A 25,145-nucleotide genomic window follows, 5' to 3' on the forward strand; every position below is an offset into this window, starting at 1 on the left:
TTGGCTGTCCGGAGGCGGGTCCGGTCCGCTGTTGCCGCGGCGGGTGACAGCGGGTGCGGCGAGGCGACGCGGGACGGCCCCGACCTGCCGCTGTCGAGTGAACGGACCGTCAACGGGCGTGAAAATGAGGCTGGTTTTCGAAGATCGGGCGGCACCGGAGCGGAATCGGCCCCTCCGGGCGCTGGCGGCGGGCTCGGTGGGCAACTTCATCGAGTGGTACGAGTTCGGTGTCTACGGCTATTTCGCGACGGTCGTCGCCGAACGGTTCTTCACCCCGGCGGGCGGCAGCGCGGCCGAGGGGCTGGTGCGCACCTACGCCTCGTTCGGGCTGGCGTTCTTCTTCCGTCCGCTGGGCGCGGCCCTGTTCGGCCGGCTGGCCGACCGGCTCGGGCGGCGGCCGGTGCTGATTCTCGTGGTCGCGCTGATGACGGGTGCCACGGCGCTCATCGGGCTGCTGCCGACGTACGCGCAGGCCGGTGCGCTCGCACCCTGGCTGCTGACGTTGCTGAGAGCCGTTCAGGGACTGTCCGCCGGCGGGGAGTTCGGGGGCGCGGTGGCGATACTGACCGAGTTCGCGCCACCGGGGCGGCGGGGGCTGTACGGGGCCTGGCAGTCGTTCACGGTGGCGCTGGGACTGCTGGGCGGGGCGGGCCTGGCGGCCGGGCTCGCCTCCGTACTGACGGAAAGTCAGCTCCATTCGTGGGGCTGGCGGTTGCCGTTCCTGCTGGCGCTGCCGCTGGGCGCGCTGGCGCTGTGGCTGCGGGTGGGGCTGGACGAGACGCCGGAGTTCCGGGAGCCCGACGTGCGGGCGGCGCGGTCGGCGCGGGTGTCCGGCGGGGCGATCGCGCTGGCCGTCGGGCGGGTGATGGGCTGGTCTGCGGCCGGGTACACCTTCCTGGTCGTGCTGCCGTCGTACCTCCAGACCGCGCTGCACACCGGCTTCCGCACGGCACTGCTGGCGACCGTGCTGGCGAACCTGGGTTTCGCGGCGGCGATCCTCCCGGCGGGGCTGCTCAGCGACCGGGTCGGGCGGCGGCCGGTGATGCTGACGGGCGCCGGCCTCGTGGTCGCGCTGGCCCTGCCGCTGCTCGGCCTCCTCCAGGACGGCGGGGCGTCCGTCGGGGTGAAGGGCGCGGCTCTGTTCGGCGCGGGCGCGGTGGTGGGGCTGATGGCCGGGCCGGGGCCCGCGCTGCTGGCCGAGATGTTCCCGGCGCGCGCCCGCTGTACGGGCCTGGGACTCGCCTACGCCCTGTCCAATGCCGTGTTCTCGGGCTGTGCGGGCCTCATCATCACGGAGGCGGTGAAGCGCACCGGGAACCTGGACGTTCCCGGCTACTACGCGGCGGCGGCCTGCGCGGTCAGCGTGCTCGCGCTGGCGCGGTCACGGGAGACGAAGGCGGGTTGAGCGGTGCTGGTGATCGGTCTGATGTCCGGGACGTCGTACGACGCGGTCGACGCGGCCGCCGCCGAGCTGCGCCTGGCCGGCGACACACTGCTCCTGAAGCCGCTGGGGCTGGTGAGCACACCGTACGACGACGAGCTGCGCGAGGCTCTCGCGGGCGCGCTGCCGCCGGCCGCCGTACCGCTCGCGCGGGTGTGTCTGCTGGACACCCGGATCGGGCAGGCGTTCGCGGCGGCGGCGGTCCGGGCGAACCGTGAACTATGCGGCGGACGGGCCGAGTTGGTGGCCTCGCACGGGCAGACGGTCTTCCACTGGGTGGCCGACGGCCGGGTGCAGGGGACGTTGCAGCTCGGGCAGCCGGCCTGGATCGCGGAGGCGACGGGGCTGCCGGTGGTCGCCGACTTCCGCCCCCGGGACGTGGCCGCCGGGGGCCAGGGCGCGCCCCTGGTGAGCCTGGTCGACCTGCTGTGGCTGCGCGGCCGGCCGGGCACGCCGGTGGCGCTGAACATCGGGGGGATCGCCAACCTCACCGCGCCGGACGGCACGGCCTTCGACACCGGGCCCGGGTGCGCGCTGATGGACGCGGCGGCCCGGGAGTCCACCGGCGGCCGGCAGGCGTACGACGTGGACGGGGCGCTGGCGGCGCGCGGCCGGCCGGACCGAGCCCTGCTGGAGCGGTTGCTGGCGGACCCGTACTATGCGCTGCCCGCGCCGAAGACGACCGGCAAGGAGCTGTTCCACGCCGGGTACTGGCGGGCGCCGGAGGGCTTGCCGGCCGAGGACGCGCTGGCGACGCTCACCGAGCTGACGGCCCGGACGGTGGCGGACGCGGTGCGCGGCGTCGGAGCCACGGAGGTGATCGCCTCGGGCGGCGGCACCCGCAATCCGGTGCTGATGCGGCTGCTCCGCGGCCTGCTGCCCAGGACTCCCGTCCGCGCCTCCGACGAACTCGGTCTGCCCTCGGCCGCGAAGGAGGCCTACGCCTTCGCGGTCCTCGGCTTCCTCACCGCCCACGGCCTCCCGGGCACCGCCCCGACCGCCACCGGCGCCCGCCACCCGAGCGTCCTGGGCTCCCTGACCCCGGGGCGGGACGGTCTGCGCCTGCCGGAACCGGCTCAGAACCCGCCGGTGCGACTGCGGATCGAATGAAAAAACGGAGTGCGGTGGATCGACTCATCCGAAAGTCGCCGGATCCTCTCATCCGACTTTCACCGATGCCTCATACGGTGGGGGCATGACGCAGGCGACTCCCCCCGGGTGGTACCCCGACCCCGGGCAGACAAGTGACGGTCCGGCCACTGAGCGCTGGTGGGACGGCAAGACGTGGACGGAGCAGACCCGCCCCGCCGGGTCGGGTGCCGACTGGGGTCCCCCGACGCCGTCGCCGGCCGACGCGACCTATCCGGTCCACCAGGCATACCCGGCCTATCCGGGGTATGCGGGCTATCCGGCGCCGCCGGCCACCGGGAAGCGCGGGCTGCGCACCGGCGTGGCCGTCGGTGTCGCCGTGGCGGTCCTCGCCGCCATCGGGGTGAGCGCGTGGGCGCTTTCCGCCAACGGCGGCGACAACGGCGGCGGCCAGGCCACGCAGCAGGGCTCGGGTGGCCAGGGCGGCGGTTCCGGCCAGGGCGGGCCCGAGGGGCAGAACGGCGGCCAGGGCTTCCCGTTCGGCGGGTCGGGCGGCTCGGGGTCCGGCGGCGGCTCGGGCTCGGGCGGTTCCGACGGCGGTGCGTCGCCGTCGCCCGGCCAGTCCGAGGCTCCGAAGGTCCAGGGCGGCGGCACGGTGTCGGACTCCATCAACGCCATCGGCATTCCGGTGCCGAAAGGCTGGACCGGGCAGGCGATCACCGTCGGCGCCCAGATCACCTCCGACAACTCCTACAAATGCCCCGGAGACACCTCCCAGACCTGCACCGCCGGCGGCGCCTACTCGGCGCCCGCGCTGGTGCTCGGCACCAAGGGCGACACCGCCGAGGAGGTCGCCAAGGCGGACATCTCGGCCAATGCCACGGAGTCGTACGGCGGCAAGACCTACGGCTCGATCACCTCGCACGAGGTGCTGGCCTCCAAGGCCGTCACCGTGGCCGGGCAGAAGGGCTATCTGGTCCGCTGGAAGGCGGTCACCAGCAAGGGCGCCGACGGTTACGTCGAGTCGCTGGCCTTCCCGTCACCCTCCAACGCCCAGCAGATCGTGGTGGTCCGGTTCGGTGTCGACGTCGGCCAGAGCCAGTCGGTGATCGACGACATCACGAAGGGCATCAAGGTGTCCTCGGGCGGCGGCGACGGCCAGACCGTCTGACCCGCCCCCGAACGCCGATCGGCCGGGTGGAGCGCCCCTCCGCTCAAAGGGGAGCCCCACCCGGCCGGGGGGTGCGCGCCGCCCCCGTCCCCACGGTGCGGCGCGAGCAGGTCACCGTCCAGTCATCCCGTGGACGGCGGCCTGGGTCTAGGTCAGTCCGAGTGCGGGCAGCGCCACGGCCTCCACGAAACGGACGAGATAGTCGGCGTCGGCGTACTCGCCGGTGAGCACAGGCCGTACGCGCAGGACGCCGAACATCATGGCGGGCACATAGTCCAGCGCGGGGTGACCCTCGGGCACCTCGCCGCGCTCGACACCGCGGACCAGGATCTCCTGGAGCGCGGCGATCTCGGGTTCGACGAGCGCCTCGCGCAATGCCTGCGCCAGTTCCTCGTCCGAGTGCATCGCGTGCCCCAGCGCCTGGAGCAGCTTGGTGTCCTTGCGGGTCCAGGCGCCCGCGGCCCGCGCCACCTCGCGCAGGTCCTCGGCGAGTGACCCGGTGTCGACGCCGCCGAAGCGTACCGCGCGGCTGGCCCGCAGCGCCGCCGCGACGAACTGCGGCTTGGTCTTCCACTGCCGGTAGAGCGTGGACTTGCTGCACCGGGTGCTGGAGGCGACCCCTTCCATGGTCACGGAGTCGTAGCCGCATTCGCGGATCTGTTCGAGCACGGCATCGAAGAACTCCCGCTCACGCTCCGGCGTGATCTTGGAGCGGCGCGAGGCGGCGACCGTCTCCGGTCCGTCCGCGGCCTGCGACGTCATGTGCCCTACTCCTCACTCGCGCATCACTTGCGGATCATCTGGTCCCCGCCCGCTGTTCGGCCCGGGCGGAAACCTACAACCAGTGTGGCCTACGTCTATCGATACGCCACTGTACCGGTACGCGGCCGTATCGGTACAGTGTCGTATCGGTACAGTGGCGTATCGGTACAGGAGCGTATCGGTACGCTTTCGTATCGATGAGTATCGGTGAGTTCGGGCCACCGCCCGGGACTCGGCACAGCACCACCGTCAGTGAGGGGGCCTGGGATGAGATCCCAGTCCGAGCCGGCAGCAGCGGAGCCGGGGGCGATAGCCCGGCCACCGCTGGTCCGTGAGCTCCTGCTCGTCGCAGGACTCTTCCTCGTCTACAAGTTCGGGCGGCAACTGGCCACCGGCCACACCGCCGAGGCCCTGCACAACGCCCACCGGATCTGGGACCTGGAACGGACACTGCGTCTGCCCTCGGAGGTCGACGTGCAGTCCGCGCTGCTGCACGGCGACACCCTCGTCCACCTGGCCAACACCTACTACGCCACGGTGCATTTCCCGGCCACGCTGGCCTTCCTCGTCTGGCTCTACCTGAAGCGGCCCGCGCACTACGTCTGGGCCCGCCGGGTCCTCGCCGTGGTCACCGCCGCCGCCCTGGTGCTCCCCTTCACCTTCCCGCTGGCACCGCCGCGGATGCTGGCCGCCAGCGGCCTCGTCGACACGGCCCGGGTGTACGGCCCCTCGGTCTACGGCCCGCCCGCCCGCGACCACCTCTCCAACCAGTTCGCGGCGATGCCCTCGCTGCACTTCGGCTGGGCCCTGATGGTGGCGATCGGCCTGATCGTCGCGACCCGCTCCCGGTGGCGCTGGCTCTGGCTGCTGCACCCGGCGATCACCCTCCTGGTGATCGTGGGCACCGCGAACCACTACTGGCTGGACGCCGTCGTCGCCACCGTGATGCTCGCCGCCGCCCTGGCCCTCATCCGCCCCCAGACTTCGTCCGGGGGGACCCCCACCTCGCTTCGCTCGCCGCACCGTACGGCCACCACGGCCGGACGCGGCAGCCGCCGGTTCGTGTCCGAGGAGCCCGCGCTGGCAGGGGCGGGCCGATGAGCACCGCGGCCCTGATCGCCGTCCTTCTCTCCCTGGTCTCGGCCGTGGCCTACGCGGCCGCCGCCGTCGCCCAGGAACGGCTCGCGTCGCGGAACTCCGGCGCCGGTCTGGTACGACTGCTCGGCTCCGGTGCCTGGTGGGCGGCGGTCGGCCTCAACGCGGGCGCCGCACTCCTGCACGTCGTGGCCCTCAAGTACGGCCCGCTCACCCTGGTGCAGCCGCTGGGCGCGCTGACGCTGGTCGCGGCCGTGCCGATGGGCGCGCGGGTGGCCGGGCGCCGGGTCAGCTCGACGGAGTGGCGGGGCACGGCCCTGACCCTGCTCGGTCTCGGCGCCCTGCTGGCCACGGCCTCCGGCCCCGCACCCCATCGGGTACTGAGCCTCACCGAAGCCCTCGCGGTGGCCGGTACGACCGCCGCCCTGATCGGCGCCCTGTCCCGCCCCGGCACCCGGCCGGGACTGCGGCACGCGACCGCGTCCGGCTTCGCCTCGGGCGTCGCCTCGGCCCTCACCCAGACGGTGACGGTGGCGGCGACGGACCGCTCGGGCCCGGTGCTGAGCATCCAGGTGATCGTGGTGGCGCTCCTGGTGGCAGCGTTCGCGGTGGGCGGCCTGCTGCTCTCCCAGATGGCCTACCGAGGCGGCCTGGGCGCCCCGCTGGCGGTGGTCACCCTGTCCAACCCGGTGGCGGCGGCGGTCATCGGCCTGACCCTGCTGGGCCAGGGCCTCCAGGGCGGCGCGGCGGGCATCCTGCTCGCCCTGGCGGGCGCGGGCCTCGCCTCCTGGGGCGTGGTCCTGCTGACCCGGGTGACCCCGGCGCCGCGGGTGGTCGAACTCGAACCGGACGAGGAACACCCGGTGGCCGCGGTTCTGGCCCTGGAGGAGGCGAGAGCGGCGGCGGAGCAGGCGCTGCTCCCCCGGCAGAAGCCGGAGACCGAGCACCTCACGGCACTCTGAACAGCGCCCGGACCGAAGCACCCGTCAGGGGCGCGGGGAACGGCGCGACCAGCCACCGCACACCCGCAGCCGCCCGACGACCGTTCCAACAACCCCCACGGGCCGCGTCAATCGGCACTCGGCCGCAGACGACCCTCAGCCCAGTCCCCGAGAGTCCTGCTTCAGCGCCGTGTCCACGGTCAGTGCCGTCGCCACCACCAGGCTCCGCAGCGGCTCCGGCAACTGGTGGTGGATCTGCAGCACATAGTTGTCGGCGGTGGTGAACATCGTCTTGGCGAGCCCCTCCCACGTCTTCGTGATCCGGGCCACCTCCGTGTCGGCGTGGTCGACGATCGCGAAGTTCCACGCCCGCCAGTTCTCCGCCTTGATCGCACCGACCTTCTGGCCGCCCGCCATCATCGCGAAGTTGATCTTCCCGATCATGTTCTGCTGGACGATCTCACCCACCTGCGAGCCGTCCGGACGCGTGACGATCACCCGGGACTTGAATATCTTCGCGGGCCGGGTCAGCACCAGCTGCGGCTGACCCTGCGCGTCACGGACCTCCAGCCGGTGGGTCATGAACTGGTCGAGGCTGGAGACGAACCGCAGGATCTTCTTCAGCGCGCTCTGGCCGACCTCGGCCACCGAGCCGATCTCCCGGCCGTGCTGGTCCATGACCTTGTACTCGTTGGTCAGTTCGATCAGCTTGGCCTTCTGGTTCACCACCAGGACCGGCTCGGTGAAGAGTGTCTGGGACGCACCGTGCGGATCGCGGTACGAGTCTGCAGGAGTGTTCGATTGCGTGGTCACCGGGGCACACTATCCCGATCTGACCGGTACCTGATCAGTTCCGCACGATGCGGCCCTCAGCCCTTTGTCACTCGGTGCCGATCGCCGGGTCGCTGACCCCGGGCCGCCCGTTCTCCACGTGCCCCGCGAACCGCCGCACGAAGGTCGCGTCGGCCTCGGAGGTGACCGTCAGGTCGTACCACTGGTCGCTGTGGTTGAGGTGGGCGATGTGCTTGACGGTGGCCCCGGCGCGCACCGTGAACGTGCGGCCCCGGCCGCCGTACCCGTCGGCCACCGCCAGCTTCACCGTGCCGCTGCCCTTGTTGGTGAGGGTCAGCTCGATGTCGTCGCCGTGCGGCCGGGCGGTGACCTCGGGTCCCGCCACCTTGCCCGGGCCCTGGAAGGTGCGCAGGAAGCCGTTCGGACCGTGCACGGTCAGGTCGTAGGTGCCGCCCGAGTACGCCGAGTTCCAGGTGTCGGAGACGGACTTGCCGGCTTCGGTGGTGTAGCTCCAGGGACCGTCGGTGCGGTTGTTGGAGGTGACCAGGAAGGCGGCGCCGGCCTGCGCGCCCGAGGCGAAGGTCAGCGTGAGCTTGCCGGCCGCCGCGTCCAGCGCACCGTCCACCAGCGGGGCGTACTTGAGCGGCCGGGTGGGCCGGGAGCCGCGCTCCTGCTTGGGCAGCGCCGGGTTGGCGGGCGGGGTGGGCACGTAGTCGGGGTGGCGGTTCTTGTCCGGCGGCTGGTAGCCGTCGGTCGAGGGCAGTGCGACCGGCTTGGTGTCCTTGCGGGAGAAGTCGAACGCGGCGGTCAGGTCGCCGGTGACGGCGCGCCGCCAGGGCGAGATGTTCGGCTCGTGGACGCCGAAGCGGTTCTCCATGAACCGGATGACCGAGGTGTGGTCGAGCGTCTCGGAGCAGACGTAACCGCCCTTGCTCCACGGCGAGACGACGATCATCGGCACCCGCTGGCCGAGGCCGTAGGCGCCGGCGGCGTGGCTCGCGTCGCCCTTGAAGAGGTCGAGGGCCGGGTCGACCGTGGACTTGCCCTGGGCGGCGGAGGCCGGCGGGAACGGCGGGACCACGTGGTCGAAGAAGCCGTCGTTCTCGTCGTACGTGATGAACAGGGCCGTCTTCGCCCACACCGCGGGGTCCGCGGTGAGCGCGTCGAGGACCTGGGAGATGTACCAGGCACCGTAGTTGGCGGGCCAGTTGGGGTGCTCGGTGAAGGCCTCGGGGGCGACCACCCAGGAGATCTGCGGCAGCTTGCCGGCCTTGACGTCGGCCTTCAGCTGGTCGAAGAAGCCCTCGCCCTTGGTGGCGTCGGTGCCGGTGCGGGCCTTGTCGTACAGCGGGTCGCCGGGCTGGGCGTTCTGGTACTGCTTGAAGTAGAGCAGCGAGTTGTCGCCGTAGTTGCCCCGGTAGGCGTCCTGGATCCAGCCCCAGCCGCCGGCCGCGTCCAGGCCGTCGCCGACGTCCTGGTAGATCTTCCAGGAGACGCCCGCCTTCTCCAGGCGCTCGGGGTACGTCGTCCAGGAGTAGCCGGCCTCGTCGTTGCCGAGGACCGGGCCGCCGCCCTGGCCGTCGTTGCCGGTGTAACCCGTCCACAGGTAGTAGCGGTTCGGGTCGGTGGAGCCCATGAACGAGCAGTGGTAGGCGTCGCAGATGGTGAAGGCGTCGGCGAGCGCGTAGTGGAACGGGATGTCGTCCCGGTTCAGGTACGCCATGGTCGTGGAGCCCTTGGCCGGCACCCACTTGTCGTACTTGCCGTTGTTGACGGCGGTGTGCGTGTCGGCCCAGCCGTGCGGGAGGTCCTGGATGAAGGCGAGGCCCAGGTCGTCGGCGTCCGGGTGGAAGGGCAGGATGTCCTTGGTGCCGTTCGACTGGCGCCACACCGACTTGTCGTCCTGGGTGACCGGACGCGGGTCGCCGAAACCGCGGACGCCCCTGAGGGTGCCGAAGTAGTGGTCGAACGAACGGTTCTCCTGCATCAGGACGACGATGTGCTCGACGTCCTCGATCGACCCCGTGCGGTGGTTCGCGGGCAGCGCGGCGGCGCGCTGGATGCTGTTGGACAACGCGGTGAACGCCGTTGTGGCGCCTGCGAGTTGGAGGAATCGGCGCCGGTTTACTTCGGTCATGAGTGAGCGACCTCTCATCCTGACGCACGGGATGGCCGGAACAGGGCGGATTGTGCGCGGCTGCGAGTGTTCCAAGAGCATCGAACGTCAGGGAAGGGTCCGGTGGCGCGGATGTGAATCTCGGCGGTACGGGAGGTAGGTAGTCGGTAAGGAGGCGGGACCGGCCACGGCCCGGGGCGGCCGTGGCCGGCATGGGACCTCAGCTGATGAAGGAGCCCGGGGCGCAGGCGCTGGACGCCACCCACACGTGGGACATGATGTTGTCGTTCATGTTGTGACCGTCGGTGAAGGAGTCGCGGGTGAGGTTGTCCACGTACAGCTCGCCCGGCTTGAGGCAGCCGTAGGCGGAGGACGGGTAGCCCGGCAGGTAGTAGAAGGCCACGACGTCCTTGCCGCCGACGAAGCCGCTGTTCATCACCGAGGAGGCGGCGTTCTCGTCGCCGCTGCGGAAGGCGTCGAAGTTGTCGCTCCAGTCGGGGTCGTTGCCCGGGGTGGCACCGAGCAGTTCACCCTGGCAGTCGGCGTCCCGCCAGGCCCGCACGTAGCCGTCCCGGCCCGGCCACTTCGCGTTGCAGCCGGAGACGGCGTGGGCGTTCGCCGGTACCGAGAGGCCGAGGGCCGCGAGGCCCAGGGTGGCGACGGCGAGGATCAGTTTGCGCATGATGAGTCCCGTTCTGCCTCGTCGGAGGCGGTGGGTGTGGGTGGGGCCGCGACGGGTGCCGCGGAGTTCGTGGGGCGCCCGGCGGTGTCGGGCGCGGGCCGGGACCAGCGCCGCCCGCCGGGTCAGGCGCGGGCGGGGACGAGCCGCTCGGCGCGTGCCAGCGCCCGCTGCCGCAGTTGCCGGTAGGCGTCCAGCTGGGCGCCGTACTTCGCGTTCAGCCGGGCCAGGTAGTGGGCCTCCCGGTCCTGGCCGACGGACCTGAGGGAGACCTCGCGGGCGCAGGTGGCGTCGGCGACCGCGATCCGGGTCTCGGCGGCGAAGCTGCGGGCCTCCTCGGCCCGGCTCTGGACGGCGGGGTGCTCCCGGGTGGCCTGCCGGGCCGCGTCGGGGTCCGGGTAGGGGTGTCCGGCCCGCTTCATGCAGCCCGCCCAGTCGTGCACGGCGGCGGTGAACCGCCGGTCGTGCAGCAACTTGCCGACGTACAGCGGGCGCAGGTTGCTCGCGGTGGTGTCCAGCCGGAACCAGGTGGCCGGATCGCCGTACAGCGTGCGCTCGGCCGCCGCGTCGCAGCCGCCGGACTGCTTGCTGACCGAGCCGCCGCCGGGGACCGCGGTCCGCAGCAGCTCCGTCTTCCGTCCGCCGTCCAGCGCGGTGTCGTAGGCGGTCCGGCGGACCGCCGGAAGCGCCTTGCGGTAGGCGATGTTGGGGTTGTGCAGGCGGGCGCGGTCCTCCTTGGCGGCGATCCGGCTGCCGTAGCCGTAGGTCCGGGCCCAGCGGACGTCGTCCTGGACGTAGCCGAGCGGCCTGCTCTCCGCCAGGGACAGGGAGCGGTCCGGCCAGTAGCGGAAACCGTGCCGGGCCATGCACTGGGTGATCAGGCGTTGTTCGGCGTCCGAGACCCGGAGGTCCTCGGCGTAGGTCAGCTCGCGCGCCTTGGCCGCGCCGACCGGTGCCGGGTCGTCGCCGGACGTCCCGGAGCAGCCGGTGAGGGCGAGCGCTGCCACGGCGGCGACGGCGCTCAGGTGCGCGACCTTGCGACGGAGGGCGGGGCGCTTCATCGGGCAACTCCCTGGGCTGTGGCGAACGGCTCGGTGCTTTCGGGCCGTTGACGGTGCCGGCGGGGCGTTCGTATGACATGCGGACGCGGGGAATTTCCGGCGCGACGGATTTCGTGACCGGTTCGGGGGCGCGGTCATACGAGGACCGCCGGTCACCCGTCTGACGCACAGGGGCCGCTATGGCCACCCACAGAAACCAGCCAACTGCGCCGGCGGGGAGATCCCTCCCCGGAGCCCTGTCGGCCCTGCCCCTGTTCGGCGTACCGGGCGTCGCGGAGGGTTCCGCACCACCGATCGGACAGCACGGATCCGGTCACGACGGCCCGGTCTTCGCCCTGCCCGGACGACGCCCGCCGATATCGTTGCCGGCATCCGCCAGGAGCGATCGGGGACTGATGTTCGAAGTGCGTCTGCTCGGCCCGGTGGAGGTCTGGGAAGGGGGACGGCGGGCCCCGCTCGGCGGTTCCAGACCCCTGGCCGTCCTCGCCGCACTCGTCGTGCACCTGGGCGAGGTGATCTCCACCGAGCGCCTGGTGGACTTCGTGTGGGACGAGGAGGCCCCGGCCACCGCGGGCGCCCTGGTCGCGACCCATGTCTCCGCCGTACGCCGGGCGCTGTCCCGGGTGGGCACCGCCGAGGTGATCCGCACCCGGCCCCCGGGCTATGTCGCCGACCTCGCCCCCGACCGGGTCGACGCCCGCCGCTTCGAGGAACTCCTCGCGGCGGGGCGGTCCGCGGGGCGTCCGGAGGAGGCCGCCGAGTCACTGGCCGAGGCGCTGGGGCTGTGGCGGGGCCGGGAGGCGCTGGAGGGGCTCGGCCAGTCGTTCGCCCGGATCGAGGCGGCCCGGCTCGGGGAGCTGCGGCTCGTCGCCCAGGAGGAGTCCTTCGGGCTGGCACTGGAGCTGGGCCGCGCGGACGGCGCGATCGCGCCGCTGCTCGCCCATGTGGCCGCGCATCCACTGCGGGAGCGGCCGCGCGGCCAGCTGATGACCGCCCTGTTCCGCGCCGGCCGGGTCTCCGACGCGCTGCGCGTCTTCCAGGAGGGCCGTGCGGTTCTCCGTGACGAGCTGGGCATCGACCCGGGCCCGGAGTTGCGCGCCGTCCACCAGGCCGTACTGACCGGCGACACGGGCGTGTTGGGGGCCGGACGTCCGGCCCGGACGGTGCCCGCCCCCCGCGGTGCCGAGCCCGCACCCTCTCATCTCCCGCCCGACATCGCCGACTTCGTCGGCCGCGGCGAGCAGATCAAGTGGGCCACCGAGCTGCTGCGGAGCGTCGGCGACACCGGCCGGACCGCGCCCCCGATCGGGGTGATCTCCGGACGATCCGGCATGGGCAAGACGGCCCTCGCCGTGCACGTCGGCCACCGCACCGCCGAACTCTTCCCCGACGGCCGCCTGTTCGTGGACCTGAGAGCCGCCGACACCACCCCGTTGGAGCCCGCCGACGCCCTCGCCCGGCTGCTGCGCGCGATGGGGGTCGACCCGGACACCGTGTCCGCCGGCGTCGAGGAGCTGACCGGCCTGTACCGCACCCACATCGGGCACCGGCGGGTCCTGATCGTCCTGGACAACGCGGCCGGTGAGGCGGATGTCCGGCCGCTGCTGCCGCCCGGACCCGGATCCGCGGTACTGATCACCAGCCGGCGGCGGCTGGTGGCCCTGGAGGGCGCCGCCCATCTGGACCTCGCCGTGCCGGACGAGGCCGAGGCCCTCGACCTGTTCCGCCGGGTGGCCGGCGAGGGGCGGACCGGAGCGGACCCGGAGCGGGCCACCGAGATCGTCGCCCTGTGCGGGCGGCTGCCGCTGGCGGTGCGCATCGCGGGCGCCCGGCTGGCCGCCCGCCCGCACTGGGCGCCCGGCCGGCTCGCCGCGCGACTGCGCGACGAGCAGCGCCGGCTCAACGAACTCAGCGCCGGAGACCTGGAGTTGCGCACCAGCCTGCAGCTCGGCTACGCGGACCTCGCGCCTCAGGAGCGCCAGGCCCTGCGCCGCCTCGCCCTGCTGGACCTGCCCGACTTCGCGGCCTGGATCGCCGCTCCGCTGCTGGGCATAGGGACCGAGGAGGCCGAGGAGGCCGTCGAACGGCTGGTGGACTGCCATTTCATCGATGTGATCGGCATGGACGGCACCGGCCTCGCCCGCTACCGCATCCACGACCTCGCCCGCGAGCACGCCCGCGAGCGCTGTCTCTCCGAGGAGAGCACCGAGGAGCGTGCCGCCGCGGTACTGCGCCTCGTCGGCTGCTGGCTGGACCTGGCCCGGAAGGCGGCCGCCCGCGGCCCCGGCGGCGCGGTACGGCACTTCCCGGAACCGGCCGCCGTCCGCCCACTCGACCCGGAGACCGAGGAGGCGCTGCTCGCCCGGCCCGCGGCCTGGTTCGCCGCCGAGCAGGCCGGGTTGCTGGCCGCCGTGACGCACTGCGCCGACCACGGCATGGCGCGGGCCGCCCGGGACCTCGCCGGGGCCCTGATAGCGAGTTCGGCCGCACTGTACAACCAGTTCGACGCCTGGTCCCGCTCGCACACCGCGGCCATGGCGGCGGTGCGCCGCAGCGGGGACGTCGAGGGCGAGGCCTGGCTGCTGGCCGGCCTCGGCCAACTCCGTTACGAACAGGACCGGTTCGAGGAGTCCTACGCCTACTTCGCGGACGCGTTGCGGCTGTTCGAGGAGCGCTCGGCCGAGGGGTCTGCCGTGGCACTGGCCGGGATGGGCACCGCCCGCCGCGAACAAGCCCGCTACTCCGAGGCGTTGGAGCTGCTGGAGACCTCGCTGGAGCGGTACGGCGACGACGGCGACGTGGGCTCCCTGGCGCGGGTGCTGTACGGCATCGGGTACGTGCACCGCGAGCAGGGGCGCGACCCGGCGGCCCGCCAGGCGCTGTCCCGCGCCCTCGACCTCTACCGGGCAGCCGCCGACCTGCACGGCGAGGGGCTCACCCTGCGCTCGCTGGCCCTGTGCGACCGGGCCGAGGGCCGGTACCCGGAGGCCGAGCGGCTGCTGCACGACACACTGCGGCTCTTCACCGGCCTGCACGACACCTTCGGCGCGATGTACACCGAACAGTCCCTGGCCAAGGTGGAGTTGCGCACCGGCCGCACGGTGGAGGCGCGGCGGCGGCTGGTGCGCTGCCTGGAGGTGGCCCGGGAGCGGCAGGACCGGTTCGGCGAGGCGCTGGTGCTGCGCACGCTCGGGGAGGCGCGGCTGGCGGCCGGGGACACCGACGGGGCCCGGGAGCCGCTGGAGCACGCGGCGGCTCTCTGGGCGGAGCTGGGGCTGTCGCTGTGGCGGGCGCGCACGGTCTGGGACCTGGCCGAGGTGTGGACGGCGGACGGCGACGCGGAGGCCGCGCGGGCGGCCCGGGCGCAGGCGATGGAGGTGTTCCGGTCGGTGGGCGGCCGGGAGGCCCGGGAACGCCGGGACGACGCGTCGTCGTGACCCGGTGGGGGCTGTAGGAGCCCTGGTGACACGCTTGCAGGGAACCTGCAGGGCAATTGCAGGGGTGCGGGGCACTGTTGTCTGCGTGACGGACATCATCACGCTCTCCGACTCCCGGGTCGCGGCGGTCACCGAGCAGGAGTGCGGCGAACCGCTGGTCGACCTGCGCGGGACTCCCGGCCTGCTGATCGACCCCCGCCAGGCCGACACCGACGGCAGCTACGCACGACTGCGCTCCGGGGCGCTCAGCAGGCTCCTCGACGCGCAGTCGCTGCTGCCCGCCGGGATCAGGTTCCTGGTGGTGGAGGGGTACCGGCCGCCCGATCTGCAGCACCGCTACTTCGAGCAGTACGCGGCGACGCTGCGCGCGGCCCACCCCGACGCCTCGCCGGGCCGGATCCGCGAGCTGGCCAGCGCCTACATCTCCCCGCCGGAGGTGGCGCCCCATGTCAGCGGCGGCGCGGTGGACCTGACCCTGTGCTCGGCCGACGGCACCGAGCTGCCGCTGGGCACGGAGGTCAACGCCACCCCGGAGGAGAGCGCGGGCGCCTGCCGTACCGGGGCACCGGACATCGGCGCCGAGGCGCGCGCCAACCGGGCGCTGATGGCGCAGGCGCTGGGCGCGGCCGGCTTCGTCAACTACCCCACGGAGTGGTGGCACTGGTCCTACGGCGACCGGTACTGGGCCCTGCTGAGCGGTGCGCCGGCCGCCCGCTACGGGCCCGCCGCCGCCTCCGTCCGGGCCGTCTGACCAGCGGGCCACGACCTTCTCCTGTCTCGGACCACGCACACCGCGAAGAGCATAAAAACCACGAAGATCACGAAGACCACGAAGAGCACGAACACCGCGAACGACCATCGGGGGACGACCATGGAAAGTCACGGCGGCAGATGTACACAAGGCCCGCGCGAAGCCGTGCCGAGTCGGCGCGAGACCGTGCGGGGACCGGGCGAGGCGGCTCAACCGCCCATGAGTCCGGGCGACTTCGACGCCCGCTTCACCGCCGACATGCCCAGACTGCGCAGACGGCTGCTGGCCCTGACCGGAAATCCGCACGACGCCGACGACCTGCTGCAGGAGACGTATCTGCGGCTGTCCCGGCGGGCCCGCGCCCGGAACCTGACGCACCAGCAGCATCCGTACGCCTACACCTGCACGGTCGCGCTGAACCTGTTGCGCGACTCCTGGCTGCACCCCTCCCGCCGTGAGCGCACCACCGACCGGCTGCCCGAGGCGGGCTGGGACGGCGGGCTCGGCTCGTACGAGGCCTCGGCCACCGCCCTCGCGCTGCTGAGCGTGCTCTCGCCGAAGGAGGCGGCCGCGGTGATCCTCGTCGATCTGGAGGGCCTCACCCACGACACGGCCGGGGAGCGGCTCGGCGCCCATCGCGGCACCGTCCAGCGCAACCGGATGCGGGCGCTGGCCAAGATGCGCGCCGCGCTGGCCGGTTGAGCCCCGGGTGCCGCGTCCCGACGGGGGTGGGACGCGGCATCCGGCACGTCACCGGACCCCCGTACACCTCCGTACACGGCTCCACGTCGACCAAGGATGTGCACCTTGAGACTCTCCGAACTCACCACGCCGGGCCGGGCGACGGCCGCGGCGGCGGCGATCGCGCTGATCGCCTTCCTCCCCGCCACCGCGCACGCGGCCGCCCCGCGCGCCGCCCAGGACGCGACCTGTGGGGTGCTGGCCTCCGGCGCCTCGGCCACCGCGGAGGCCGCCGTCGGCGCGGCCTGCTCGCAGATCGGCGTCTGGTACAGCTGGGGCGGCGGGCACGGCGCCACTCCCGGTGCCACGTACGGCTACTACGACGGCTCCGACCCCGACAGCCTGCACGACAACGAGCGCAAGGGCTTCGACTGTTCGGGCCTGATGCGGTACGCCTACTACCGGGCGACCGGCCGGGACCTGCTCAACGGCACCGCCGACGACCAGTACCACAGCTCGCAGGCCACGGCCCGTTTCTCGGCCTCCCAGGGCACCGCTCCCCTGGTCCCCGGTGACCTGATGTTCTGGGGCAGCGGGCACATCCACCATGTCGCCATGTACCTGGGGGCCGGGCAGATGGTCGAGGCGTACGAGTCGGGCACCCACATCCGGGTCGCCCCGGTGCGCACGGGCGGCGACTACGCGGGCGCGATCCGCATCAACCCGTCGGGCACGCCGGTGCCGCCGCCGGCCAACGGCGGTACGACGTTCGAGACCTGGGGCACGGGGGTGCGCACGCACTCCACGCCGAGCGTGCGCTCCTCCGTCGTGGACACCTTCGCCGGGCCGACCCAGGTCTCGGTCCAGTGCCAGGAGCACGCGGAGACGGTGACCGCCGAGGGCTACACCAACGACATCTGGTCCAAGCTGGCCGACGGCTCCTGGCTGACCAACATCTACATCAAGGGCCCGGCCGAGCTGCCCGGCATCCCGGACTGCGGCGGTGACACCCCGCCGCCGCCGGGCGGGGGCAGCACGGCGTTCCAGACCTGGGGCACGGGCGTGCGCACGCACAGCGAGCCGAACGTGAACGCCGGCGTCGTCGACTACTTCCCGCAGCCCACGACGGTCAACGTGGTCTGCCAGGCCCACGCCCAGACGGTCACGGCCGAGGGCTACACCAACGACGCCTGGTCGAAGCTGACCAACGGCGCGTGGATGACGAACATCTACATCAAGGGCCCGGCGTGGCTGCCGGGGGTCGCCACCTGCTGATCCGCACCCGGCCGCGGGGCGCCCGACGATTCGGGCGCCCCGTCCGTGTTCCTACTCACCTTGTTGACTATGCATGCCCGCCCGCTCCTCAAGTCTGCGCAGCGCCAGCTCGCTCCAGCGCAGGTTCTCCCGCTCGAAGGACATCCCGCGCAGCAAGGTCAGGTACGGGCCGATGCGCTCCGCCTCCGCGAAGTACGCCTCCTCCGAGCGCCCGGCGAGCAGGCGCCGGCGGATCCGCTCGTAGCGGGCCAGTTTGGCGGTGGCCCAGTCCATCCGCTCGGCGACGGCGGTGCGGACCGCCTCGATGTCACCGGCGTCCGCGCACTGCACCTTGACCAGCAGTTCGTCCCGGACCACCGCGGGCCGGGCCGGGGGCTCGGCGGTGTACGCGCGCACCGCCTCGCGACCCGCCTCCGTCAGCGAGAACAGCCGCTTGTTGGGCCGGCGTTCCTGCTCGACGACGCGCGCGGTGACCAGTTCCTCGGCCTCCATGCGCTCCAGTTCGCGGTAGAGCTGCTGGGGCGTGGCCGTCCAGAAGTTGGCGACCGTCGCGTCGAATCCCTTCGCGAGGTCGTACCCGGAGGCCTCGCCCTCCAGGAGGGCGGCCATCAGCGCGTTCCGCAGAGCCATGGGTGCACGCTAGCATGCACCTACTCAATTTTTTGACTAGGTGAGGTGGACCCATGCATCCCTTCCGCAAGGCCGTCGAGAACGACGACCTGGACGCCGTGGCCGCCCTGCTGGCCGACGACGTCGTCTTCACCAGCCCGGTCGCCTTCAAGCCGTACGCGGGCAAGGCGATCACCGCGGCGATCCTGCGCGCGGTGTCCCAGGTCTTCGGCGACTTCACCTACGTACGGGAGATGGCGAGCCCCGACGGCCGCGACCACGCCCTCGTCTTCACGGCGACGGTGGCCGGCAAGAAGCTCCAGGGCTGCGACTTCCTGCACCTCGACGAGAACGGGAGGATCGACGACCTCACGGTGATGGTGCGCCCGCTCTCCGCCGCCCAGGCGCTGGCCGAGGCCATGAACGCCCGGTTCGAGGCGATCGCCCAGGAGGCGGCCGCCGCGGGGTGACCCCGTCCGGAGCACCCGGTCCCGGCTTCCGCCATCGCCCGATCGAGGGACTGGTGGGAGCCGGGCACCGCCCACAAGACTCGGGCCATGACCGCCACCAACCCGTCCCAGGGGCTCGCCTGGGACACCCCCGCCGCCGCGGCCGCCTACCGCGACCGTGACATGAGGCTGGCCCGGCAGCTGATCTTTCCGGCGGTGCTGGACCGCGTCGGCGCTCCCCCGGGTCCCGGCGCCACCGTCCTCGACATCGGCTGCGGTACCGGCGCGCTGGCCCTGGAGCTGGCCCGGTCCGGCGGCTGGTCGGTGCAGGGGGTCGATCCCTCCGCGCACATGCTGGACATCGCCCGCGCGGACCGCCCCGACCCGCGCGTGGACTACCGCCTCTTCGACGGCCGTTCCCTGGCCTGGATCCCGGACGGCAGCATCGAGGCGGCCGTCTGCTGCCTGGTCTACTGCACCGACCCCGACGACGACCGCCTGGCCGCGCTGACCGCCGAGATCCACCGGGTGCTGCGGCCGGGCGCCCCCTATGTCCTCGCCGACCTCAACCCCGCCGCGGCGGGAGAACAGTTCGCCACGCTCCGGTACGGCGAGCCCGGCGCGTCGTACGCCGAAGGGTCCCCCGTGCCGACCGAACTGCGCCGGCTCGACGGCGGCTGGGTCACGGCGGCCTGTCACTTCCGTCCGCTGTCCGCCTACACCGCGCTGCTCACCGGCGCCGGTTTCGCCGCACCGGCCACGGACACCCCGGCCGTGCCGGAGTCCGAGCGGGCCGCCGGGTCCGGGCGCGCCCCGTACCTGGTGCTGAGCGCCGTCCGCACTCCGGCCCACGGCTGAGCGGACGGTCCGCGGGCTTCCGTGCCTGCCACAGGAGTGCGTCAGCCTCCGATGTACTGCTTGAGCCACGGCAGCGTCAGTGCCCGCGTGGCCTCGGCGCCGATGCCTGCGGAGACACTGTCGTAGGCGTGGTCCAGGAAGGGGAGTTCGACGTACCGGTGGGTGACGCCCGCCGTCGTCAGCTTGTCGGCGAAGGCCTCGGTGTGGCCGGCGAAGACGAGGTGGTCCCGGGAGCCCTGGAGGATCAGGGTCGGCGGGGCGTCCTTGCTGATCTGGTTCGCGGAGTCGACGGCCTTGTAGCGCTCCGGGTACTGGGCGGGGTCCCCGCCGACGTACCGGTCGCCGGACTCCGTGCCGTACGCGCTCTCACCCACGGAGGTCGACAGGTCGACCACGGGGTAGGCGGCGATCGCGGCGTTGACCCGGGGAAGTTGGCCGGCGGTTCCGCAACTGGGCTTGAGCGTGCCCGCGTTGGCCTGGTAGGCGACGTTGATGGCCAGGTTGCCGCCCGCGGACCCGCCGAAGGTGGCGACCCGGTCCATGTCCCAGCCGTACGCAGCGGCGTGCGCGGTGGCCCAGGTCATGGCGCAGCCGACGTCGGCGTCCGCGGTGTTCCAGGTGTGCTCGGTGGCGGTGGCCAGCCGGTAGTCGACGTCGAGGACGGCGTAGCCGTGGTCGGACAGCCAGCTCGTGTAGACGGTGGGGCCGCGGCTGCCGCTGATGAAGCCGCCGCCGTGGATGCTGACGACCAGCGGGACCGCCGTCGCCGACGCGGCCTCGGGCAGGTACAGATCCGCCTTCATCCGCTCGCCGCCGAGGGTGGCGTAGGTGACGGTCTTGTCGGGGCCCCGGCCGACCGCGCTCGCTGGGGTGGCCGGCGAGAACACGAACCACCGGCCGGTGGCGCCGTGGACCGAGATCACCTGCACGGTGGTGGTGACCAGGGCCAGCAGCAGCGCTGCTCCGCTGATCGCGGAGAGGGCGAGGGGCAGCCGTCGCCGGCCGCGGCGGCGCAGCACGGACACGCCGGCGGCCAGGGCCAGGGCCGCGAGCACGAGGGTCCAGGAGCCGAGCGCGTCCCGGGCTATGGCGACGACGAGCAGCAAGATCTCGATGGGAAAGACGTGCAGGAACGGCGACCACCAGCCGACCGGCAGCACCGCCAGGAGCTGGCCGGCCAGGAGGAACAGGGCGAGGACCAGGACCGCCACCAGGAGCGCGCCGCGGGCGATGCGGCCGACGAGAGCGCCACGCGGTCTCGTGCGGCCCGTCCGGCCCAGTCCTGGCGCCGGGGGTGCGGCGGCGGCGGTTGCGGAACCTTCAAGGTCGTTGCTCATGGTGGATCGCGTCTCTCGTGGTGCTGACCAGGGCAGGCCGACAGCGGATGAGTGGGGGTGATGATCAGCATGTGAGTCGACCGGTACGACGGCAACGCGTCGGGCGCGTACACCCCCCGAACGGGGGGTCAGCGCAGGTGTTCCCGGCCGAGGGCGACGGCCACCAGGGCCGCACGGTTGGGCACACCGAGCTTGCGCATGCCGGCGGTGAGGCTCGACTTCACGGTCTCCGCGCCGATGCCGAGCTTCGCGGCGATCTCCCGGTTCGTGGCGCCGAGCGCGACCTCGGCGACGATCTCCCGTTCGCGGGCGGTCAGACCCGCACGGGCCGCCCGGCGACCGCCCGGCGCCGCGGCTGCGGACGCACCGGCCGGTACGCCGTCCATGGCCTCGTCGATCAAACGCCGGACGAGGGAGTCGAGTTGCTGCCGCTGGGGTCCCTCCGGAATCGAGGACGCGATGTGCGCGAGTTCCGAGCAGATGCCGACGAGCCGACGACGCTCCGCCACGCTCGCCATCGCGTCCCCGGCCGCACGACCGTCGTCCGTGACCGTCCCTCCGGCCGCCGCCCGCAGGTCCTCCAGTCTGCGGCTCAGGGCCAGCTCCTCGGCCAGGTCCCGCTCCAGGGCACGTACGACCGTCATGACGTCGCCGATGACCCGGTCGCCGAAGACGCACTCATGGCGCAGGGCGCCCCAGAGCACGCCTCGCGGGCCCCGGGGCACCCGGATCGGGACGGCGAAGGAGGCGCGGATCCGTTCCCGGCGTACGGCGGCGTCGTAGTCGTGGGTGATCCCGCTCGCGCTGCAGTAGTCCTGGACCTGTACCGGTCTCGACAGGAGCGTCGCCTTGCCGCCCAGCCCCGCGCCGACGGTGATGCGCAGATCGCGCAGGCCCTCGGTGGTCACACCCACGAGCCGGTCGATGACGAAGTGGTCGGCGTCGGCGGCCATGAGAGCGCCCACGGCGAGGTCGACGCCCGCCACCCGGCGCACGTCGTGGAGCAGCAGGGTGAACGCCGCCGACTGCGCTGCCGTGACGGCGGGAACGGTCATGTACCAGGCCTCCGGGACGGAGTCGCACGCGTGCCGCGCGACTGGTTCGCCGACCACCCGTCCGAGGGCCTACGAGCCTGCCCGCCCGGTGGCGGACAGGTCGGTTCGGGCCCCCTGACGGACAGTCCGGGTCACGCCGTCGCGTCGTCGTGGGCGACGGTGACGACGATCTTGCCGACATGGCCGTTGGCCGCCATGTAGCGGTGGGCCTCGGCGATGTCCGCGAGGTCGAAGGTGCGGTCCACGACCGGGGTGAAGGAGCCCGAGCTGAGACCCGCGTTGACGAACGCGACTGCGCGGCGCAGGCGCTCGGGGTCCGCGGTGATCTCGAAGAGCGTGTACGTGCTGCTGTTCAGCGCCGGGTACGAGTGCGCGTTGGGCAGCGGCGTGGTGCGCTGGTCGAGAGCTCCGTAGACCACCAGGAAACCGCCGGGGGCGATGCCCTGGGCAAGGGTCTCGACGCCGGGTCCGGCGATCGGGTCGAAGGCCAGGCGGACGCCCTCGCCGTCGGTGATCTCCTTGATCCGGGCGGGCAGGTCCTCGTCGTCGGTGACGATCACATGGGCCGCGCCGGCGTCCAGGAGACGCTGTTTCTTGCCCGCGCCGCGCGTGGTGGCGATCGGGATCGCGCCGACGTGGCGGGCGACCTGGACGGCGGCCAGGCCGACACTGCTGGAGGCCGCCGTGATCAGGACGTGGTCCCCGGGACGCACCCGGCCGCTCTCGACAAGCGGGCCGTAGGCGGTGATGTAGGCCATCCACACGGCCGCCGCCCGGACGGGCTCGACGTCCGCGGCGCGAGGCACCACGGCCGAGGCCGGCACGACGACGTGGTCGCCGTAAGTCCCGTACTCGCTCTGCAGAAACGCCGGCACGACCGCGACCGGGTCGCCCTCTGCGAAACCGTCCACGCTTTCGCCGACCGCCTCGACCACGCCCGCGGCCTCATAGCCGAGTGCGGAGGGGAAGCGCGGCTGGTCGAAGTAACTGCCCTCACGGAACATGATCTCGGCCCGGTTCAGGCCGATCGCGTCGACGCGGATCCGCACCTCCCCCGCGCCGGGGGCACCCACTTCGACGTCTCGGAGGGTGAGGACCTCGGGGCCACCGAGCCGGTCGAACTGTACGAGTTTTGCCATGGCGCATCCGTCCTGGGAGCGGGAAGGGGGGAAGGGCACCGAACCTGCCCGGTACGGCCTTCACCTTGCCCCAATGTTTGATGGTCGTCAAATCTTGATGGGTATCGAAATAAGCGTTCACCGGCGCATCCGCGGGAGCGGCGCCGCACCAGCGCCTCCAGGACCGTGGCTCTGACGGCCCCGGACCGGCGGTGGTCCAGGGCCGTCATGGGTATCGGACCGGGATCGACTACGAAGCCGACGTCGCCGGTGTCGCGCTCGGATCCACCCCTACGACCAGGCTGCCGCGGACCCCGTCCTCGATCGCCCCCGCGCGGTACGACAGATCGAGCAGTCCGTCCACGGCGCCACCCCCGCCGTAGAAGCGGTCCTGGTCGAGTGTCGTGCGCGTGAGCGTGTTGGTGTTGTAGGGGGCGACCTCTGCGCCGGCGAGTACCGCGTCCTCGGGGAAGTACAGCTGGCCGGTGTGGCAGACCTCGCCGCTCTCGTAGCCGTCCGGTGTCAGCTCACCGCCGACGTGCACCTTGACGTGGACGTGGACGGTGCGGCCGATGTACCAACCGGGGAAGAGGGTGCGGAACTCGACTTTGCCTCGGCCGTTGGTGATCTGTGACCCCCGCAGGTACGTGCGGTCGTCGGTGGGAGGCACGTGGGTGCCGCCGGCCGGTGGTGGTGTGTCGTTGCCGATCTCGGTGTAGCCGGAGTAGACGCCCGTCGCGTCGCAGCTCCAGATGTCGACGGCGGCGCCTCGCAGTGGCTTGCAGGTGACCACGTCGACGAACGTGAGCCGGAGCGTGAACGGGATGCCGGCGCGGTCCTCTGTCAGGTCGCGTCGGAACAGGTCGTAGTCGAGGAAGTACGGGCCCTCGATGGCCTCGGGGGCGAGCGGGTAGCAGGCCGGCGCGGTGGTCCCGGCCGACGCGGCCGCGGAGGGCGCGGAGGCGGATGCCGCGAGGCCGGCCACCGCGAGGCCCGCGCCGCCTGCCAGCAGCACCCTGCGCCTCGACGGACCGTGCGGGTGGGGGGTGGAGTCGGAGGACTGGGGGTGGGGTGTGTCCTGGGTCATGCGGCGGGACTGTAGTTGTCAACGGCATCAACGGCTCCTGTTCTCAAGCCACTTGGGAATTTCCGAGCGCTGCGACTTCTCCGGGGTTGGGGGGCGCGCCTTCCGGGGCCGAGCAGGTCAGCGCGATGATCTCGAACTGCCGGTCCTTGCGCCGGAGGGTGGGCGACCCGGCGTAAGTGACCACGGAAGCGCCGGACATGAGGTTGTTGACCAGGGTGTTCCACACCATCCAGGAGGGGGTCCTGGCCAACGGCGCCAGCTCCCCCGGCGGCGGACCGGGGCTGACGCTGCCCCCTGCCGACTCCGCCGCCGGGTGGGTTCTCCTCGCCCGCATGACGCCCGTGGCCAGGACGTCCCTGCCGCTGACCCGGACCCAGTCCGACCGGGTGGAAAGGGGCATCGCCACCTACGGGAGACAGGACTGGGTACGGTTCGTGCACGACGACGGACGGGCCGAGTACGCCGTCGCGGTGGACGCAGGGCACCGCCGACCATGAGCAGTGAGTCATCCCCCAGCAGCCCCCCGAAGTCCGTCACCGCCAGGGCACTCGCCGTGCTGGCGGCGTTCGACGTCGAGCATCCGCGGCTCACCCTCAGCCACCTCGCGCGGCGCTCGGGGCTGCCGGTCGCCACCGTGTACCGCCTGGCGGGTGAACTGGAGGACGGCCGCTTCCTCGAACGCGACGACGCCGGCCGGTACGGACTCGGCGTACGCCTGTGGGAGATGGGGGTGCTCACGCCCGTCCACGGCCGGCTGCGCGAGACCGCCCTGCCCTTTCTGCTCAACCTCCAGTACGACTGCCGGGAGACCGTGCAGCTCGCCGTCTGTGACGGCACGGCGGCCATCTACATCGAGAAGCTGACCTCCGAGGTGTCCGTCCCCGTGGAGAACCGCATCGGCGGCCGGATACCGCTGCACGCCACCGGCATCGGCAAGGCGCTGCTGGCGTTCAGCCCCGAGGCCTTCACGGAGGCGATCCTGGCCATGCCCCTGAAGCGGTACTCACCCGACACCGTCACCGACCGCCGCACGCTGTCCCGCCAGCTCACGCAGATCAGGCAGCAGGGCCACGCCCGGACCCGGCAGGAGTACCACCTCGGCTCCGCCTCCATCGCCGCGCCGGTCCTGGTCGGCGGGACCGCCAAGGCCGCCATCGGCATCGTCAGCTACACGATGCGCGAGGATCTGGACCGCTACCTGCCCTCACTCCTCCAGGCCACCACGGGCCTCGCCAAGCGGCTGGAGGAGACGGCGGGCACGGCCTATCCGAGCCTGAGCGGCCTGGACCGGGGGTGACCGCCCGATGAGCCAACTCCGTCCAGGCGCGCCCTGAGGACCTG

General features: G+C 72.6%; 23 protein-coding genes. 13 read left to right on the top strand and 10 right to left on the bottom strand.

What is annotated here, in order from left to right; all coding sequences use genetic code 11:
- Positions 1–124 precede the first annotated feature (124 nt).
- The 3 genes from ACZ5K7_RS13180 to ACZ5K7_RS13190 all read left to right on the top strand — a co-directional run bounded on the left by ACZ5K7_RS13180 (position 125) and on the right by ACZ5K7_RS13190 (position 3,701).
- A complete protein-coding gene (locus ACZ5K7_RS13180; protein WP_468913057.1) occupies positions 125–1,405 on the top strand; it encodes an MFS transporter in 1,281 nt (426 codons plus the stop codon).
- A gap of 3 nt (positions 1,406–1,408) precedes the next feature.
- Entirely contained in the window at positions 1,409–2,551 is a 1,143-nt protein-coding gene (locus ACZ5K7_RS13185) for an anhydro-N-acetylmuramic acid kinase (protein WP_468913059.1), read from the top strand.
- Between the two features lie 85 nt (positions 2,552–2,636).
- The gene (locus ACZ5K7_RS13190) at positions 2,637–3,701 is read left to right on the top strand and encodes a DUF2510 domain-containing protein (protein ID WP_351711476.1); all 1,065 of its coding nucleotides are present in this window, start codon (positions 2,637–2,639) and stop codon (positions 3,699–3,701) included.
- A gap of 147 nt (positions 3,702–3,848) precedes the next feature.
- Here the strand turns inward: ACZ5K7_RS13190 and ACZ5K7_RS13195 are convergent, their stop codons facing one another.
- The gene (locus ACZ5K7_RS13195; RefSeq protein WP_351711478.1) at positions 3,849–4,463 is read right to left on the bottom strand and encodes a TetR/AcrR family transcriptional regulator; all 615 of its coding nucleotides are present in this window, start codon (positions 4,461–4,463) and stop codon (positions 3,849–3,851) included.
- Between the two features lie 267 nt (positions 4,464–4,730).
- Here ACZ5K7_RS13195 and ACZ5K7_RS13200 point away from each other — a divergent pair, with 267 nt between their 5' ends.
- Both ACZ5K7_RS13200 and ACZ5K7_RS13205 read left to right on the top strand, forming a co-directional pair.
- Positions 4,731–5,564: a phosphatase PAP2 family protein gene (locus ACZ5K7_RS13200; RefSeq protein ID WP_351711480.1), complete on the top strand. Its 834-nt coding sequence runs from the start codon at positions 4,731–4,733 to the stop codon at positions 5,562–5,564.
- Positions 5,561–6,520: a DMT family protein gene (locus ACZ5K7_RS13205; protein WP_468913061.1), complete on the top strand. Its 960-nt coding sequence runs from the start codon at positions 5,561–5,563 to the stop codon at positions 6,518–6,520. Before ACZ5K7_RS13200 ends, ACZ5K7_RS13205 begins: the two co-directional genes overlap by 4 nt.
- Positions 6,521–6,655: 135 nt before the next feature.
- Here the strand turns inward: ACZ5K7_RS13205 and ACZ5K7_RS13210 are convergent, their stop codons facing one another.
- The 4 genes from ACZ5K7_RS13210 to ACZ5K7_RS13225 form a co-directional block, all read right to left on the bottom strand.
- A complete protein-coding gene (locus ACZ5K7_RS13210) occupies positions 6,656–7,312 on the bottom strand; it encodes an LURP-one-related/scramblase family protein (RefSeq protein WP_351711483.1) in 657 nt (218 codons plus the stop codon).
- Positions 7,313–7,379: 67 nt separating this feature from the next.
- Positions 7,380–9,428, bottom strand: coding sequence for a phosphocholine-specific phospholipase C (locus ACZ5K7_RS13215; RefSeq protein WP_468913062.1), 2,049 nt, complete (start codon positions 9,426–9,428; stop codon positions 7,380–7,382).
- A 199-nt stretch (positions 9,429–9,627) separates the two neighbouring features.
- Entirely contained in the window at positions 9,628–10,089 is a 462-nt protein-coding gene (locus ACZ5K7_RS13220) for a hypothetical protein (RefSeq protein WP_351711487.1), read from the bottom strand.
- A 122-nt stretch (positions 10,090–10,211) separates the two neighbouring features.
- Positions 10,212–11,147: a hypothetical protein gene (locus tag ACZ5K7_RS13225; protein ID WP_351711489.1), complete on the bottom strand. Its 936-nt coding sequence runs from the start codon at positions 11,145–11,147 to the stop codon at positions 10,212–10,214.
- 395 nt (positions 11,148–11,542) lie between these two features.
- Here ACZ5K7_RS13225 and ACZ5K7_RS13230 point away from each other — a divergent pair, with 395 nt between their 5' ends.
- The 4 genes from ACZ5K7_RS13230 (at position 11,543) to ACZ5K7_RS13245 (ending at position 17,291) form a co-directional block, all read left to right on the top strand.
- Positions 11,543–14,584 carry an AfsR/SARP family transcriptional regulator gene (locus tag ACZ5K7_RS13230; protein ID WP_468913064.1) on the top strand — a complete coding sequence of 1,014 codons (3,042 nt, stop codon included), beginning with the start codon at positions 11,543–11,545 and terminating at the stop codon, positions 14,582–14,584.
- Between the two features lie 85 nt (positions 14,585–14,669).
- Positions 14,670–15,335, top strand: coding sequence for a M15 family metallopeptidase (locus ACZ5K7_RS13235; RefSeq protein WP_468913066.1), 666 nt, complete (start codon positions 14,670–14,672; stop codon positions 15,333–15,335).
- A 219-nt stretch (positions 15,336–15,554) separates the two neighbouring features.
- Complete coding sequence (locus ACZ5K7_RS13240; protein WP_468913068.1) at positions 15,555–16,037, top strand: RNA polymerase sigma factor; 483 nt, start codon at positions 15,555–15,557, stop codon at positions 16,035–16,037.
- A 105-nt stretch (positions 16,038–16,142) separates the two neighbouring features.
- Entirely contained in the window at positions 16,143–17,291 is a 1,149-nt protein-coding gene (locus tag ACZ5K7_RS13245; protein ID WP_450973019.1) for a C40 family peptidase, read from the top strand.
- 51 nt (positions 17,292–17,342) lie between these two features.
- Here the strand turns inward: ACZ5K7_RS13245 and ACZ5K7_RS13250 are convergent, their stop codons facing one another.
- The gene (locus ACZ5K7_RS13250) at positions 17,343–17,921 is read right to left on the bottom strand and encodes a PadR family transcriptional regulator (protein ID WP_351711499.1); all 579 of its coding nucleotides are present in this window, start codon (positions 17,919–17,921) and stop codon (positions 17,343–17,345) included.
- Between the two features lie 53 nt (positions 17,922–17,974).
- Here ACZ5K7_RS13250 and ACZ5K7_RS13255 point away from each other — a divergent pair, with 53 nt between their 5' ends.
- Both ACZ5K7_RS13255 and ACZ5K7_RS13260 read left to right on the top strand, forming a co-directional pair.
- On the top strand, positions 17,975–18,370 hold the full coding sequence (locus tag ACZ5K7_RS13255) for a nuclear transport factor 2 family protein (protein WP_468913070.1): 396 nt from the start codon (positions 17,975–17,977) through the stop codon (positions 18,368–18,370).
- 87 nt (positions 18,371–18,457) lie between these two features.
- Entirely contained in the window at positions 18,458–19,207 is a 750-nt protein-coding gene (locus ACZ5K7_RS13260; RefSeq protein ID WP_468913072.1) for a methyltransferase domain-containing protein, read from the top strand.
- Between the two features lie 41 nt (positions 19,208–19,248).
- Here ACZ5K7_RS13260 and ACZ5K7_RS13265 read toward each other — a convergent pair whose 3' ends face one another.
- From ACZ5K7_RS13265 to ACZ5K7_RS13280, 4 genes are all read right to left on the bottom strand, one after another.
- Complete coding sequence (locus ACZ5K7_RS13265; protein WP_468913074.1) at positions 19,249–20,544, bottom strand: alpha/beta hydrolase fold domain-containing protein; 1,296 nt, start codon at positions 20,542–20,544, stop codon at positions 19,249–19,251.
- A gap of 128 nt (positions 20,545–20,672) precedes the next feature.
- On the bottom strand, positions 20,673–21,599 hold the full coding sequence (locus ACZ5K7_RS13270; RefSeq protein ID WP_351711507.1) for a LuxR C-terminal-related transcriptional regulator: 927 nt from the start codon (positions 21,597–21,599) through the stop codon (positions 20,673–20,675).
- Positions 21,600–21,730: 131 nt separating this feature from the next.
- Positions 21,731–22,738, bottom strand: a complete 1,008-nt coding sequence (locus ACZ5K7_RS13275) for a zinc-dependent alcohol dehydrogenase family protein (RefSeq protein WP_468913075.1) — start codon at positions 22,736–22,738, stop codon at positions 21,731–21,733.
- A gap of 229 nt (positions 22,739–22,967) precedes the next feature.
- The gene (locus tag ACZ5K7_RS13280; protein ID WP_468913077.1) at positions 22,968–23,804 is read right to left on the bottom strand and encodes a peptidase associated/transthyretin-like domain-containing protein; all 837 of its coding nucleotides are present in this window, start codon (positions 23,802–23,804) and stop codon (positions 22,968–22,970) included.
- A 197-nt stretch (positions 23,805–24,001) separates the two neighbouring features.
- Between ACZ5K7_RS13280 and ACZ5K7_RS13285 the strand changes: the two genes are divergently transcribed.
- Both ACZ5K7_RS13285 and ACZ5K7_RS13290 read left to right on the top strand, forming a co-directional pair.
- Positions 24,002–24,301: a hypothetical protein gene (locus tag ACZ5K7_RS13285; protein ID WP_468913079.1), complete on the top strand. Its 300-nt coding sequence runs from the start codon at positions 24,002–24,004 to the stop codon at positions 24,299–24,301.
- Positions 24,298–25,101 carry an IclR family transcriptional regulator gene (locus ACZ5K7_RS13290; RefSeq protein ID WP_351711521.1) on the top strand — a complete coding sequence of 268 codons (804 nt, stop codon included), beginning with the start codon at positions 24,298–24,300 and terminating at the stop codon, positions 25,099–25,101. The genes ACZ5K7_RS13285 and ACZ5K7_RS13290 overlap by 4 nt, the downstream gene beginning before the upstream one ends.
- Positions 25,102–25,145: the final 44 nt, after the last annotated feature.

The sequence above is a fragment of the Streptomyces sp. NPDC031497 genome, assembly GCF_055580905.1.

Excerpts from the sequence above, each read along its gene's own strand:
- ACZ5K7_RS13260 (WP_468913072.1), top strand. The coding sequence starts at position 18,458 with ATGACCGCCACCAACCCGTCCCAGGGGCTCGCCTGGGACACCCCCGCC.
- ACZ5K7_RS13180 (WP_468913057.1), top strand. The coding sequence starts at position 125 with ATGAGGCTGGTTTTCGAAGATCGGGCGGCACCGGAGCGGAATCGGCCC.
- ACZ5K7_RS13265 (WP_468913074.1), bottom strand. The coding sequence starts at position 20,544 with ATGAGCAACGACCTTGAAGGTTCCGCAACCGCCGCCGCCGCACCCCCG.
- ACZ5K7_RS13275 (WP_468913075.1), bottom strand. The coding sequence starts at position 22,738 with ATGGCAAAACTCGTACAGTTCGACCGGCTCGGTGGCCCCGAGGTCCTC.
- ACZ5K7_RS13240 (WP_468913068.1), top strand. The coding sequence starts at position 15,555 with ATGAGTCCGGGCGACTTCGACGCCCGCTTCACCGCCGACATGCCCAGA.
- ACZ5K7_RS13230 (WP_468913064.1), top strand. The coding sequence starts at position 11,543 with ATGTTCGAAGTGCGTCTGCTCGGCCCGGTGGAGGTCTGGGAAGGGGGA.
- ACZ5K7_RS13225 (WP_351711489.1), bottom strand. The coding sequence starts at position 11,147 with ATGAAGCGCCCCGCCCTCCGTCGCAAGGTCGCGCACCTGAGCGCCGTC.
- ACZ5K7_RS13220 (WP_351711487.1), bottom strand. The coding sequence starts at position 10,089 with ATGCGCAAACTGATCCTCGCCGTCGCCACCCTGGGCCTCGCGGCCCTC.
- ACZ5K7_RS13270 (WP_351711507.1), bottom strand. The coding sequence starts at position 21,599 with ATGACCGTTCCCGCCGTCACGGCAGCGCAGTCGGCGGCGTTCACCCTG.
- ACZ5K7_RS13250 (WP_351711499.1), bottom strand. The coding sequence starts at position 17,921 with ATGGCTCTGCGGAACGCGCTGATGGCCGCCCTCCTGGAGGGCGAGGCC.
- ACZ5K7_RS13190 (WP_351711476.1), top strand. The coding sequence starts at position 2,637 with ATGACGCAGGCGACTCCCCCCGGGTGGTACCCCGACCCCGGGCAGACA.
- ACZ5K7_RS13290 (WP_351711521.1), top strand. The coding sequence starts at position 24,298 with ATGAGCAGTGAGTCATCCCCCAGCAGCCCCCCGAAGTCCGTCACCGCC.
- ACZ5K7_RS13215 (WP_468913062.1), bottom strand. The coding sequence starts at position 9,428 with ATGACCGAAGTAAACCGGCGCCGATTCCTCCAACTCGCAGGCGCCACA.
- ACZ5K7_RS13280 (WP_468913077.1), bottom strand. The coding sequence starts at position 23,804 with ATGACCCAGGACACACCCCACCCCCAGTCCTCCGACTCCACCCCCCAC.
- ACZ5K7_RS13205 (WP_468913061.1), top strand. The coding sequence starts at position 5,561 with ATGAGCACCGCGGCCCTGATCGCCGTCCTTCTCTCCCTGGTCTCGGCC.
- ACZ5K7_RS13255 (WP_468913070.1), top strand. The coding sequence starts at position 17,975 with ATGCATCCCTTCCGCAAGGCCGTCGAGAACGACGACCTGGACGCCGTG.
- ACZ5K7_RS13285 (WP_468913079.1), top strand. The coding sequence starts at position 24,002 with ATGAGGTTGTTGACCAGGGTGTTCCACACCATCCAGGAGGGGGTCCTG.
- ACZ5K7_RS13200 (WP_351711480.1), top strand. The coding sequence starts at position 4,731 with ATGAGATCCCAGTCCGAGCCGGCAGCAGCGGAGCCGGGGGCGATAGCC.
- ACZ5K7_RS13195 (WP_351711478.1), bottom strand. The coding sequence starts at position 4,463 with ATGACGTCGCAGGCCGCGGACGGACCGGAGACGGTCGCCGCCTCGCGC.